Below are 13094 nucleotides of genomic sequence, written 5' to 3'. Positions count from 1 at the left end.
CGACGCGGAAGCGCTAGTTTCCGCCGCCCCGGAGAAAGCCTTACCTTCATGTCCACGATCGACCCTCCTTTCAGCCCGAACGATTTGCGGGCGCTCGCTGAACAATCCAACGCCTGGCCGTTCGAGCAGGCCAAGGCGATTGTCGCGCGGCTGAAGAAAAGCCCGAAGGACGAGGTGCTGTTCGAGACCGGCTACGGTCCGTCGGGGCTGCCGCATATCGGCACCTTCGGCGAGGTGGCGCGCACCACCATGGTGCGCCATGCCTTTCGCGTGCTGACTGAGGACAAGATCAAGACCAGGCTCTTGGCGTTTTCCGACGACATGGACGGGCTGCGCAAGGTGCCGGACAACGTGCCGAACAAGGAGCTTCTGGAAAAGCATCTCGGCCGGCCGCTGACGCGCGTGCCGGATCCGTTCGGCACCCATGACAGCTTTGGCGCGCACAACAATGCGCGGCTGCGCGCCTTCCTGGACACCTTCGGCTTCGACTACGAATTCGCCAGCTCGACCGAGTATTACACCTCCGGTCGGTTCGACGCCGCGCTGCTGCGCATGCTGGAGCGGCTGGATTCGGTGATGAAGATCATGCTGCCCTCGTTGCGTGAAGAACGCGCCGCGAGCTATTCGCCGTTCCTGCCGATCTGCCCGCGCACCGGCATGGTGCTGTATGTGCCGGTGACGGCGCACGACGCCAAGGCCGGCACCATCTCCTATGAAGATCCGGACACGAAGGAGAGCGTCACCGTTCCCGTGACCGGCGGGCGCTGCAAGCTGCAATGGAAGCCGGACTGGGCGATGCGCTGGTTCGCGCTCGGCGTCGACTACGAAATGGCGGGCAAGGATCTGATCGATTCGGTCAAGCTGTCAGGCAAGATCTGCGCGGCGCTCGGCGGCACCCCGCCGGAGGGCTTCAACTACGAACTGTTCCTCGACGACAAGGGCCAGAAGATTTCCAAGTCGAAGGGCAATGGCCTGACCATCGACGAATGGCTGCGCTATGCGTCGCCGGAATCGCTGTCGCTGTTCATGTACCGCGAGCCGAAGGCGGCGAAGCGACTGTATTTCGACGTCATCCCGCGCAACGTCGACGACTACCAGCAGTTCCTCGATGGCTATGCGCGGCAGGATGCCAAGCAGCAGCTCGCCAATCCGGTCTGGCATATCCATTCTGGCCATCCGCCGAAGGCCGACATGCCGGTGACGTTCCAGCTGCTGCTGACGCTGGTGTCGTCGTCGAATGCGGAAAATGCCGAAACGCTGTGGGGTTTCATCGGACGCTATCGTCCGGGCGTGACGCCGCAGACCCATCCCAAGCTCGACGCCATGGTCGGCTACGCCATCAATTACTACCGCGACTTCGTGGCGCCGACCAAGCAGTTCCGCGAGCCGACCGGCGGCGAGCGCGCCGCGCTGCAGGACCTGCGCGATGCGTTGTCGAATCTGCAGACGGGCTCTTCGGCCGAGGATATCCAGAACGTGGTCTACGAGATCGGCCGCCGCGAGCCGTTCCTGGATCCCGTGAAGAAGGGCAAGGACGGCCGGCCGGGCGTCTCGCTCGACTGGTTCAACATGCTCTACCAGGTGCTGCTCGGTCAGGAAAAAGGCCCGCGCTTCGGCTCGTTCGTCGCGGTCTATGGCGTGCCAAACGCAGTCGCGATGATCGACGGCGCACTGGCCCGGAGCGCGTAGGTTTCCGCTCGTCATGCGCGGTAAAAGCGCGAGCGCGTCTTCGCGCTAGGTGACCCGCGCATCCATCTTGCTTCGCAAGAGTCTTTTGAGGGATGGATTGCCGGGTCAAGCCCGGCAATGACGGCCAATGGCCGCAAATCGAGATAGCAGGCCCCCGGCAAAATCAGCAGCGGCCGGCCGGAATTGCGTTACACTCTGGGCTCGCCGTCCAGGCCTCCGCAGAGGGGCCGGCCACATCGCTAGCTTCAGCAGGAGGATGCCTATGCACGACAGGGTTTCGCCGAAGGCGCTCGATAACTCCAGCGCCGAGGAATGGCAGGCGCGGGTCGATCTCGCCGCCGCCCACCGCCTTGCCTTCAATCAGGGTTTTAGCGAGGGCATCTTCAACCACCTGACCTTCACGGTGCCGGGCCGCACCGACCGCTACTACCAGATTCCGTTCGGCACGCACTGGTCCGAAGTCACCGCCTCCTGCTTCATGGAAGTCGGCATCGACGACGGCGAGGTCAAGCGCGGCGAGGGCGAGGTGGAGCGGTCCTGCTATTGCATCCACGCGCCGATCCACAAGGCGCTGCCGCAGGCGAAAGCGGTGTTTCACACCCACATGCCCTATGCCAGCGCGCTGACGCGGCTCGAAGACCCGCGCATCAAGGAGATCGGCCAGACCGAGGTCGGGCTATCCGGCGCCATTGCCTATGATGACGAGTACACCGGGCCGGCGCTCGATCCCGCCGAAGGCGCCCGGCTGGCCGGCGTGATCGGCGACAAGCGGGTGCTGTTCATGGCCAACCACGGCATCTCGACGGTCGGCGCCACCGTCGCCGACGCCTATGACATGCTCTACTATGTCGAGCGCGCCGCGCAGGTCCAGATCTACGCGATGTGGACCGGGCAACGGCTGAAGCAGCTTCCCGCCCCCGTGGTCGAAAAGACCCAGCGCGATTACCGCGACGATCACCTCTACCAGGGCCCGACCCCGGCGCAGCGCCACTTCGATGCGTTGAAGCGGATGCTGGATCGGAAAGAACCCGACTACGCGACGTAGACCCAACTCGTCATGCGCGGGCTTGACCCGCGCATCCATCTTCTTCGAAGACTCTTTTAGGTGATGGATTGCCGGGTCAAGCCCGGCAATGACAGTTATGTTTTTTTCCGCACCTCATCCGCAAACCGGTGCCAAACTTCCGGCCGCCAGCTTCCGTTCGCAGCGCCCGACGTCGAAGGCAGGATCCAGACTCTGGTGTCACCGATCCGCTCGGACTGTCCGCCGCAGTCCCGCTTGCCCCCGAAGAATTTTTGTCCCGCCGTCTTGCTGGTGAACGCGAGGAATTTTGGGCGAAACGCTGCGATGGAAGCGCTCAAGCGGGCGCGCGGGTCATCGAGCTTCGTCAACGGAATCTGATTGTCCATCCCGAAATGCGTCTTCACCAGATCGGTGAGACCGATCCCGTGCCGCAGCAGGTCGCGGTACTGGTGCGGCTGCAACGGCTCGGGGATCAATTTTGTCTCGTGCAGGATCTTCCAGAACTTGTTCTGCTTGTTGGCGTAGTAAGCCCCGGCCGCAGCCGACACCGTGCTGGCAGCGGTGCCGCACAGGACCACGCGAAGCTGCGCCTGCAGCAGGTCCTGCAGGACGTCGGGTACGATCGCGGTTACTGGCTCGTCCACCCTGTGATCTCCCTCCTCATCCTGAGGAGCGCGCTCGCGCGCGTCTCGAAGGATGAAAGGCCACGCCGTCTCATGGTTCGAGACGCCGCGGAGCCTGTCATCGGGCGCGCGTTCGCGCGACCCGTTGGCGGCTCCTCACCATGAGGTTGTTTTTACTGGCTCGCCCACACGATCCGCGCGATCCAGGCGACCTCATCGGCATCCAGGGTGCGGTCGGCATGCACAGGATTGAGCGACTGCAATTCGAGCTGTTTGGCGGTGCGGCGCTTCAATTCCTTGACCATGACCTCGCCATCAGAGGTTTTCACCACCACGCGGTCGCCGCGCCGGATTGCGGTGCCCGGCGACACGATGACGATGTCACCGTCGCGATAGGCGGGCTTCATCGAATCGCCCGATATCTCCAGCGCATAGGCGTGCTCGTCGCCGGGCGACGGCAGCGCCACCTCGTCCCAGCCCTTGCCGGTGGGAAAGCCGGAGTCGTCGAAATGGCCGCCGCTGCCGGCTTGCGCCAGCCCCAGCAGCGGCACCGACTGCGTGCCGCGCGCGCCGTCACCGATCAACTGTACGAAGGTTTCGATCGACGAATTGGTGGCGGCCAGCGCCTTGGAGACCGATTCGGTCGACGGCCAGCGGTCGCGGCCGTCGCCGGTGACGCGCTTGGATTTGTTGAAGGTGGTGGCGTCGAGGCCGCTGCGCTTGGCGAGCCCCGAGGCCGACAGGCCGGCGCGCTCGGCCAGCCGGTCGAGCGCGGTCCAGACCTGGGCGTGGGTGAGAATGCGTTGTGATTTTGGCTTGGCCATTGAAAACTCCGAACCGATTTAGGAATTATTGCCTTATTCGGCGGCTTTGCGCAAATCCCGTCTGCCGCGGCGCTTGAGTTGGCGGCCTGCCGCCATTACGGTCTGCGCCTGCCCCGGGTATTTCCGGGAAAATCCCAAGAGTAACAACAACAAGCAGGGAATCCGGAACGCCGTGCCCACGATCTACAAAATCAGTCCCGCTTCGGCCTGGCGCGAGGCCGAACGGCAGGGCGTCTACAAGGGCAGTGCGGACGACCTGCGCGACGGCTTCATTCATTTCTCCACCGCCGCCCAGGTCGCGGAGACGGCCCGGAAGCACTATTTCGGGCAGACCGGCCTGTTCCTGATCGCGGTCGATGCCGAGGCGCTCGGCGACGCCTTGCGCTGGGAGCGTTCGCGCAATGACGAGCTGTTTCCGCATCTCTATGGCGAACTCGATATCGGCGCGGTCACCGCGATCCTCGACATGCGGGCGCGGTCCGACGGGTATCACGACATTCCGGAGTTGAAGCCGTGATCCGTGCCTTCGACGCCTTCTCGCTGCCGCTGCTGCGCTGGTTCGATCCGGAAGACGCCCACCGCATGGCGATCCAGGGCCTGCGGCTGCTGCCGCCGACCAAGCCGCGCACCGACGATCCGAAACTGGCGGTGCGGGCGTTCGGCCTGAATTTCCCCAACCCGATCGGCATGGCCGCGGGCTTCGACAAGAGCGCGGAGGCGCCGGACGCGCTGCTGCGGCTGGGCTTTGGGTTCGTCGAGATCGGCAGCGTGACGCCGAAGCCGCAAGCCGGCAATCCGCGGCCGCGGCTGTTCCGGCTCGAACGCGATGAGGCCGTGATCAACCGCATGGGCTTCAACAATGACGGTGCCGAAGCCGTGCTGCGGCGGCTCGCCGCGCGCGCGCATATGGGCGGCATCGTCGGCGTCAATGTCGGGGCCAACAAGGATTCGGCCGATCGCGTCGCCGATTACGTCAAGCTGATCGAGACCTTTGCGCCGGTCGCGAGCTATTTCACCGTCAACGTTTCCTCGCCGAACACGCCCGGCCTGCGCAACCTGCAGCAGTCGGCCGCGCTCGACGATCTCCTCGCCAAGGTGATCGATGCCCGCGAACGGGTGCGCAAGAACGCCGGCGATTCGCCGGTGCTACTGAAGATCGCGCCGGACCTCAGTCTGGCTGAACTCGACGACGTCGTGCATATCGCCCGCTCGCGCCGGGTCGACGGCATGATCGTCGCCAACACTACGCTGGCGCGGCCCGCGAGCCTGCGCGAGACCAACCGCGCCAGGGAGCAGGGCGGCCTGTCGGGGCGGCCGCTGTTTCGATTGTCGACCCGCATGGTGGCGGAGACCTATGTGCGGGCCGAAGGCGCGTTTCCGCTGGTCGGGGTCGGCGGCATCGATTCCGGCGGCGCCGCGCTGACAAAGATCCGCGCCGGCGCCAGCCTGATCCAGTTGTATTCGTCGCTGGTCTACAAGGGCCTTGGCCTCGTCGAAGGCATCAAGAGTGATCTGGCTTCGACCTTGCTGCGGACCGGGCGCGATTCATTGTCAGAAATCGTCGGCGCCGATGCGGCGGCGATCACGGCCGAAGATTGGCCGGTGAAATAGAGCCTTGCTGCTCTCTTACCTCGCCCCGCTTGCGGGGAGAGCATAGGCCGCCTAGGGCGGCCGTCCTTAAAAAAGAACGCCGAAGCGAAGCTTCGGCTATCGCGCAGCGATCCAGGTGAGGGGGTACAGGTCCCTCGATCAACTTCACCCGTGGATAGAGCCCCTCACCCCAACCCTCTCCCCGCAAGAGCGGGGCGAGGGAGCGCACCACCGGTTCAGCGCGACCTCTCACGTCGCAAACGACTTCCTCAGCAACACCGGATAACGCAGCGCCTCGAGTCCGCCGCGGGCGGCGTAGTGCGCGAGCAGCGCGCCCCACAGTCCGGCATTGCCGAACGATCGCAGCGCGAACCAGGCGGCAAGAAAGACCAGCAGCGACAGCACCATCAGGTTGCGCATGTCGCGGGCCCAGGTGGCGCCGATATAGACGCCGTCATAGGCAAAGGCGAACACGCCGAGCAACGGCGCGAACACCACGAACGGCAGATAATCGCGGGCGATGCGCCGGACCTCCGTGCTCGCGGTCATGATGTCGATGAACGAGGTCCCGAACAGCGCGAAGACTGCGGCCACCGCAACGGCAAACGCAAAACCCCAGATCAGCACCAGCCGCACCGCGCCGGCGAAAGCATTTCTGTTGCGGGCGCCATAGGCGCGGCCGCAAAGCTGTTCGGCGGCGTTGGCGAGGCCGTCGAGGAAGAACGCGCTGATCAGAAGAAAATTGTTCAGCACGGCATTGGCCGCGAGCGTCATGTCTCCCGCGCGGGCGCCCTGCGCGGTAAAAAACAGGAACGCCGTGATCAATGACGCGGTGCGGATCATGATGTCGCGGTTGACGGCGAGCATGCGCATCAGCTTGGCGCGGTCGAACAGCGTCGCGCGTGGCACCGTCAACGTGCCTTGCAGGCGCCGTGCGATCACGACGCCGAGCAGAAGTCCTGCCGCTTCCGCGATCACGGCTGCGATCGCGGCCCCTGCGATGCCGAAGTCGAACACCAGCACCAGCAGCATCGTCGCCGCCATGTTGATCAGGTTGATGGCGATCTGGGTGCCGAGCGCCAGTTTGGCGCGGGCCTGTCCGATCAGCCAGCCGAGCACGACATAATTGCCGAGCGCCAGCGGCGCCGACCAGATCCGGATCGTGAAATAGGTTTTGGCGGCGCGGGTGACGCCCTCGCTGCCGCCCATCGCGCCGAGCATGAGCGTGGCCAGCGGAATCTGCAGCACGATGAGGCCTGTGCCGATCAGCGCCGCGACGATGAAGCCGCGCACCAGGATCGCGCGCAATTCGCTCGCTTCGCCGGCGCCGAGCGACTGCGCCGTGAAAGCAACCGTGCTCATGCGCAGGAACGCAAACAGCCAGAACATGCAGTCGAACAGCACCGACGCCATCGCCACGCCGCCGAGCAGCGTGGCGTCGCCGAGCCGGCCGATCGCCGTGGTCGAGACGATTCCGATCAGCGGCGTGGTCAGGTTCGCGACCATCGCGGGACCCGCGATGGCGAACACCTGCGCCGTCGTTACTTTCGATGCGGGAGGCGACACTGCCTGGGCGTCGCTGGCTCGGCCTCTACCGTCCGCGCGGGGTGCCGAACATCCGCGACAGCAGCCAGATCGGGATCACGATCACGGCGCCGAGCAGGAAGTAGCGCCACAGCCAGTTGACGGCGTCGAAGCCGAGATCCCAGATCCGCCGGAACAGGGTCTGGATGCTGTGCAGGATATTCCAGGGATCGAACCCGATCACCGAGAGCACCACGCCGACCAGCACCGACAGCAGGATCAGCCGGAACGCCACCGACAGCGGCGAGCCGCCGAGAAATCGGTACAGGCCGTCATGGCTGGCCGGCAAGTCTCTGACGTCGTTGGGCATCGGTCTCTCCTGCGGGGTCCTGCCCGCACAGTATAGGTCAAGGCTGGGCACATGGGGAACCCGCATTGGGGCGTCAATGGCAGCTATTCGCCGGCGGCACCTTAAATTGTTGTCACACTCTTTAACATCCGCTCCAGCGTCTCCAGCCGGTCGGCCTCACGTGGCGGTTTGTCCCAGCGCAGCCGATTAATGCGCGGAAACCGCATCGCGACGCCGGATTTGTGCCGCGACGAGCGGGCGAGCCCCTCGAAGGCCACTTCCAGCACAAGGCCTTGGTCCGGCTCGTGCACGACATGGCGGACCGGGCCGAACTTTTCGGTGGTGTTGCGGCGGACGAAACGGTCGATCTGCAGCAGTTCCTCGTCGGTGAAGCCGAAATAGGCCTTGCCGACCGGCACCAGTTGCTCGCTGCCGTCGCTGTCGGTCCATACCCCGAAGGTGTAGTCCGAGTAATAGGACGAGCGCTTGCCGTGCCCGCGCTGCGCATACATCAGCACGGCGTCGATCAAATGCGGATCGCGCTTCCACTTCCACCATTGGCCCTTGGGGCGGCCCGGCAGATAGAGCGCGTCGCGGCGTTTCAGCATCACGCCCTCGACGGCGTCGGCATCCTCGCCCGCACCGGCGCTGGCGGGATCGGCGCGCGCTGCCGTCAGCGCGTCCCAGCTATCGAAGGCGACCGTCGGCGACAGGTCGATGCGCGGGTCGTCGAGTTTTTTGACGAAAGCCTCCAGCCGTGCGCGGCGCTCGACAAAAGGCAATTCGCGCAGATCGGCGTCATCGTCGGCGAGCAGGTCGTAGGCGCGCAGATGGATCGGATATTCCTTGACGAGTTTCGGCGACACGATTTTTCGGTTGAGCCGTTGCTGCAGCACGTTGAAGGTCTGCACGCGGCCGTCGCGCAGCACCAGCAACTCGCCATCGACGGCGCCGGGAGAATGCAGCGACGGCACCAGGTCCGGAAAGCTCTTGGTGATGTCCTCGCCGCTGCGCGAATAGAGTCGCGCCTGCAGATGGCCGCGTTCGTCGCGGCCCGAAACCGCCTGCACGCGAATGCCGTCCCATTTCCATTCGGCAATGAAGTCTGCCGGATCGAGGCCGGCGAAATCCGCATCCTCGATCGCATGCGCCAGCATCACCGGCCGGAACGGCGTGGGATCGCGGTTGACGGGTTTGTCGGCCTTTCCCTCCAGCCAGGCGAACAGGTCGAGATAGGGCGGGGTCAGCCCCGGCCACATCAGTTCGATGTCATGCGCGTCCTTGTTGCCGAGCGCGGCCGCCGCGGTCTTCGCCAGCCGTGCCGAAACCCCGATCCGCATCGCGCCGGTGACGAGTTTCAGCAGCGCCCAGCGGCCGGTTTCGTCGAGCTCGTCGAGCCAGCGCGCGAGTTGCTTCGGCAGTTCGGTCTTGCCGAGCGTGCGCAACGTGGTCACGACCTCGGAGAGGGTGGGGGGCGGCGGGTTGTTGTGGCGGGTAGGTGCGAGCGCGGCAGCTTCCTTACCTCTCCCGCTTGCGGAGGAGGTCGGATCGCTCGACAGCGCTCTTGCGCTGTTGGGCGATCCGGGTGGGGGCTCTTTCTCGCCGGCGAGCAAGCGGCCAGACCCCCACCCCGGCCCTCCCCCGCAAGCGGGAGAGGGAGAAGACTTCGGCCACATCAGCGCCACCGTCTCCGAGAGGTCGCCGACATAATCATACGACAACCCGAACAGCACCGGATCGGTGCGATCCGTGATCAGGTCGCGAATCAGCCCGGGCTTGGCGTGCTTGAACGACAGCGCTCCGGTCAGCGCCGCCAGCGCATAGCCGCGGTCCGGATCGGCGGTCTCGCGAAAATAGCCGGTGATCAGCCGCAGCTTGTTGTTGCGGCCGGGCTCATAGGCGAGGCGGTCCAAAAGTTCGGCGAAGCGGTTCATGCGCCTGTCTCAGCGGCGGCCTCGTCGGCTGCGGTCTTATCGGATTCTTGCTCGTGCTCATCCTCGTCGCCATAGCCGACCAGCGCGAGTGGCCGCGCCGCAAGGCCGCGTGTCTGGCACCAATGCACCAGTGCGTCCTCCTGGCCGTGGGTGACCCAGATCTCGCCGGCGCCGGTGGCCGAGATGGTCGCGGTCAGCCCGTCCCAATCGGCGTGGTCCGAAATCACCAGGGGCAATTCGACGCCACGTTGCCGGGCGCGCGCCCGGACCCGCATCCAGCCCGAGGCAAACGCCGTCACCGGATCGGGGAAGCGCCTGGTCCAGATGTCTGACGTGGCCGACGGCGGCGCCAGCGTGATGGTGCCGGCGAGGTCGGCTTTCTTCACGCCCTTGACCGGGCGCAGCTCGCCGAGCGCGACGCCGCGGCTCTGATAATAGGATGTGATCTGCTCCATCGCGCCATGCAGGTAGATCGGCGCGTCGTAGCCCGCCAAACGCAGCAGCGCGATCACGCGTTGCGCCTTGCCGAGCGAATAGGCGCCGACCAGATGCGCGCGCTCCGGAAACAGCGCCACCGACGCCAGCAGCTTCTTCACCTCATCCGCGGCGTTGCCGTGGCGGAACACCGGCAGACCAAAGGTCGCTTCGGTGATGAAGACGTCGCACGGCACCACCTCGAACGGCGCGCAGGTCGGATCGGGTGCGTCCTTGTAATCGCCGGACGCAACGATGCAGGTGTCCTTGCAGGACACCGCGATTTGCGCCGAGCCCAGCACATGGCCGGCCGGGTGAAATTTTATCGTGACGTCGCCAAGCCGTAGTTCCTCGCCGTAAGCAATTGCCTGCGTGCGGCCAGCGAAATTGTCGCCATAGCGCAGCCGCATCATGTCGAGCGTCTCTTGCGTCGCCAGCACCGCGCCATGGCCGGGGCGGGCGTGGTCGGAATGGCCATGGGTAATGACGGCGCGCTCGACCGGCCGGACCGGGTCGATATGGAAGCCGCCCGGCTGGCAGCACAGGCCGGCGGGAGCTGGCAGCAGGAGATCGTGCGGACGCATCGGGATGATATAGGGCGGCTTGCGCGAATTTTTACCCGCCCCGGCGGACTTGACCCGCGCATCCATCTTCCGGAAAAATCCGGGATCGATGGCCGGGGAGGCAGGCGGGTTTACGCCGTTGGCACAAGCGACTAAGCCCCGGCGATGATGAATATGGTTCCCATGCCCGCGCGACTGTTCCTGTCCTCCGGCGATCTGATGGCCGACCGCCGGTTCGAATTCGCGCGCGACCTGCAATTGAAGGGCGATCTCGCCGCCGCCGCCGACCTGCTCTCGCAGGCGATCGAACTGGCGCCTGACTTCACCTCGGCCTGGTTCACGCTCGGCGAGCTCCGCGAACAGCTCGGCGAGCATGAGGCCGCGGTCGCGGCATTCCGCGCGGCGCAGGCCAGCGATGGCGGCGATCGCCACGGCGCCGGCCTGCGGCTGATGCGGCTCGGCGCAGCGCCCGTGGCCGGCATGCCGGAGGCCTATGTGCAGGCGCTGTTCGATCAGTATGCGCCGCGGTTCGAATCCTCGCTGGTTGGCGACCTCGGCTATCGCGGCCCGGCGCTGTTGTTCAAGGCCGTGCTCTCGGTCCGCGCCGCCGCGCGAAAACCCGCTTTTTTCAAGCGCGCGATTGATCTCGGCTGCGGCACGGGGTTGGCTGCCACAGCCTTTGCCAAGGGAGTCGATCATTTCTTCGGCGTCGACCTGTCGCCGCGCATGATCGAGAAGTCACGCGCCACCGGCCTTTATGCAGAGCTTGAGGTTGCCGACATGCTGCAGGGCTTGCGCGGCAGGCCGGACGCCAGCGCCGATCTCGTTCTGGCCGCCGACGCGATGGTCTATGTCGCCAATATGGCGCCGCTGCTGGTCGAGGCCGCGCGCGTGCTGGCCGGTGGCGGCCTGCTCGCCTTCACCACCGAGACCCATGGCGGCGAGGGCGTCATCCTCGGCGCGGGGCTGCGCTATGCCCACGCCGCGGAATATGTCCATGCGGCCGTTAAGGCCGCCGGGTTCGCGATGCCGCTGCTCGAGGATCGCTCCGCCCGCAACGAAGACAACGTTCCCGTGCCGGGCCTGGTCGTTGTTGCCGCGAAAACTTGAGTCTAGGCGCTGCGCGGGGCGTTCGATGGCGGCATCGGGCCGCAAATTCACTTGCCGCCGCCTTCGGAATGTTCATCATGCCGGCAACCTAGGGAGAAGCAAGAATGAACAAGAAACAGACGCGGCGCGAATTCGGCGCCACCGTATTTGCCGCTACCGCTGCATCCATCCTGCCCGCGCCGTTCGTCTGGGCTGCGGACAAGAAATACGATGCCGGCGCCAGCGACACCGAAATCAAGCTCGGACAGACCGTGCCGCATTCCGGCCCCGGTTCGATCTATGGCGTGCTCGGGCGGATCGGCGAGGCCTATTTCCAGATGCTGAACGAGAACGGCGGCATCAACGGCCGCAAGATCAAGTTCTTCACCATGGACGACGCCTACAGCCCGCCGAAATGCGTCGAGGCGACGCGGCGGCTGGTCGAGCAGGAGGAAGTGCTGGCGCTGTTCGGTTCGCTCGGCACCGCGCCGCAGACCGCCGTGCACAAATATCTGAATTCCAAGGGCGTGCCGCAGTTGATGCTCAATACCGGCGCGTCGAAATGGAACGATCCGAAGAACTTCAAATGGACCATGGCCGGCCTGCCGCTGTATCCGACCGAGGCGCGGATTCTCGCCAAACACGTCGTCGCCACCAAGCCGAATGCGAAGGTCGGCATCCTCTATCAGAACGACGATTTCGGCCGCGATTTTCTGGCGCCCTTCAAGAAGGTGCTGGCGGACGCCGGCGGCACCGCCCAGGTCATCATGGAGCAGACCTACGACCTGACCGAGCCGACAGTCGACAGCCAGCTGATCAATCTCTCGAAGTCGGGCGCGGATGTTTTCTATAACATCACCACCGGCAAGGCGACGTCGCAGTCGATCCGCAAGGTGGTCGAACTCGGCTGGAAACCGCTGCAACTGCTGTCGGCGGGATCGACCGGGCTTTCGATCCTGCGCGCCGCGGGACTTGAGAACGCCAAGGACATCGTCGCCATCCGCTATTCCAAGGAGGCCGGACCCGGACGCTGGGAAAAAGATAAGGACGTGATGGCGTTCGAGGCGTTGCGCGCCAAATATCTGCCGACCGTCGATCCGGACAACACCATCGCCTATGCCGGCTATGGCCAGGCAGTGTCGATGGGCGAAATCCTGCGCCGCTGCGGCGACGACCTGACCCGCGCCAACGTGCTGAAGAACGCGTCGACGCTGGCCGGCTTCCACTCGCCGTTCTTCCTCGACGACATCAATTTCAGCTACACGCCCGACGACTACTCGCCGATGAAGACGCTGCACATCTCGATCTTCGACGGCAAGGAGTGGCAGATTTCGGAAAAGGCTGTGTCGGAGTAGGCGTTCTTCTTTTCCCACTGCTCTCTCTACTCGTCATGCCCGGGCAGAAGCGCGAA

General features: G+C 65.1%; 12 protein-coding genes. 6 read left to right on the top strand and 6 right to left on the bottom strand.

Translation table 11 applies throughout. From position 1 onward, the window contains the following. Nucleotides 1-48 precede the first annotated feature (48 nt). Together BLR13_RS14850 and BLR13_RS14845 are read left to right on the top strand one after the other, a co-directional pair. The gene (locus BLR13_RS14850) at nucleotides 49-1689 is read left to right on the top strand and encodes a lysine--tRNA ligase (RefSeq protein ID WP_074822683.1); all 1641 of its coding nucleotides are present in this window, start codon (nucleotides 49-51) and stop codon (nucleotides 1687-1689) included. A gap of 262 nt (nucleotides 1690-1951) precedes the next feature. Further along, complete coding sequence (locus tag BLR13_RS14845) at nucleotides 1952-2734, top strand: class II aldolase/adducin family protein (RefSeq protein ID WP_244525181.1); 783 nt, start codon at nucleotides 1952-1954, stop codon at nucleotides 2732-2734. A gap of 95 nt (nucleotides 2735-2829) precedes the next feature. Here the strand turns inward: BLR13_RS14845 and BLR13_RS14840 are convergent, their stop codons facing one another. Beyond that, entirely contained in the window at nucleotides 2830-3357 is a 528-nt protein-coding gene (locus BLR13_RS14840; protein ID WP_197679552.1) for a mismatch-specific DNA-glycosylase, read from the bottom strand. A gap of 152 nt (nucleotides 3358-3509) precedes the next feature. After that, on the bottom strand, nucleotides 3510-4160 hold the full coding sequence (locus BLR13_RS14835; RefSeq protein ID WP_197679551.1) for a S24 family peptidase: 651 nt from the start codon (nucleotides 4158-4160) through the stop codon (nucleotides 3510-3512). Nucleotides 4161-4332: 172 nt separating this feature from the next. On the opposite strand from BLR13_RS14835, the gene BLR13_RS14830 reads away from it, so the two are divergent. Then, entirely contained in the window at nucleotides 4333-4677 is a 345-nt protein-coding gene (locus BLR13_RS14830; protein WP_074831505.1) for a DUF952 domain-containing protein, read from the top strand. Then, nucleotides 4674-5771: a quinone-dependent dihydroorotate dehydrogenase gene (locus tag BLR13_RS14825; RefSeq protein ID WP_074822689.1), complete on the top strand. Its 1098-nt coding sequence runs from the start codon at nucleotides 4674-4676 to the stop codon at nucleotides 5769-5771. Before BLR13_RS14830 ends, BLR13_RS14825 begins: the two co-directional genes overlap by 4 nt. A gap of 228 nt (nucleotides 5772-5999) precedes the next feature. On the opposite strand, the gene BLR13_RS14820 is transcribed toward BLR13_RS14825, so the two are convergent. The 4 genes from BLR13_RS14820 to BLR13_RS14805 all read right to left on the bottom strand — a co-directional run bounded on the left by BLR13_RS14820 (nucleotide 6000) and on the right by BLR13_RS14805 (nucleotide 10615). Continuing rightward, complete coding sequence (locus BLR13_RS14820) at nucleotides 6000-7256, bottom strand: MATE family efflux transporter (RefSeq protein WP_083387701.1); 1257 nt, start codon at nucleotides 7254-7256, stop codon at nucleotides 6000-6002. Between the two features lie 85 nt (nucleotides 7257-7341). Further along, nucleotides 7342-7644 (bottom strand): DUF6460 domain-containing protein, encoded by a 303-nt coding sequence (locus BLR13_RS14815; RefSeq protein ID WP_074822694.1) that lies wholly within the window; start codon nucleotides 7642-7644, stop codon nucleotides 7342-7344. 101 nt (nucleotides 7645-7745) lie between these two features. Further along, complete coding sequence (locus tag BLR13_RS14810; protein ID WP_074822697.1) at nucleotides 7746-9557, bottom strand: cisplatin damage response ATP-dependent DNA ligase; 1812 nt, start codon at nucleotides 9555-9557, stop codon at nucleotides 7746-7748. Beyond that, nucleotides 9554-10615, bottom strand: a complete 1062-nt coding sequence (locus BLR13_RS14805; RefSeq protein WP_074831507.1) for a ligase-associated DNA damage response exonuclease — start codon at nucleotides 10613-10615, stop codon at nucleotides 9554-9556. The genes BLR13_RS14810 and BLR13_RS14805 overlap by 4 nt, the downstream gene beginning before the upstream one ends. Nucleotides 10616-10777: 162 nt before the next feature. Here BLR13_RS14805 and BLR13_RS14800 point away from each other — a divergent pair, with 162 nt between their 5' ends. Both BLR13_RS14800 and BLR13_RS14795 read left to right on the top strand, forming a co-directional pair. Beyond that, complete coding sequence (locus tag BLR13_RS14800) at nucleotides 10778-11704, top strand: class I SAM-dependent DNA methyltransferase (protein WP_074822700.1); 927 nt, start codon at nucleotides 10778-10780, stop codon at nucleotides 11702-11704. 104 nt (nucleotides 11705-11808) lie between these two features. Further along, on the top strand, nucleotides 11809-13038 hold the full coding sequence (locus BLR13_RS14795; protein WP_074822703.1) for an ABC transporter substrate-binding protein: 1230 nt from the start codon (nucleotides 11809-11811) through the stop codon (nucleotides 13036-13038). Nucleotides 13039-13094 lie beyond the last annotated feature (56 nt).

It is taken from the genome of Bradyrhizobium ottawaense (assembly GCF_900099825.1).
GTDB lineage: Bacteria > Pseudomonadota > Alphaproteobacteria > Rhizobiales > Xanthobacteraceae > Bradyrhizobium > Bradyrhizobium ottawaense_A.
This window is presented reverse-complemented; position numbering and strand designations above follow the sequence as displayed.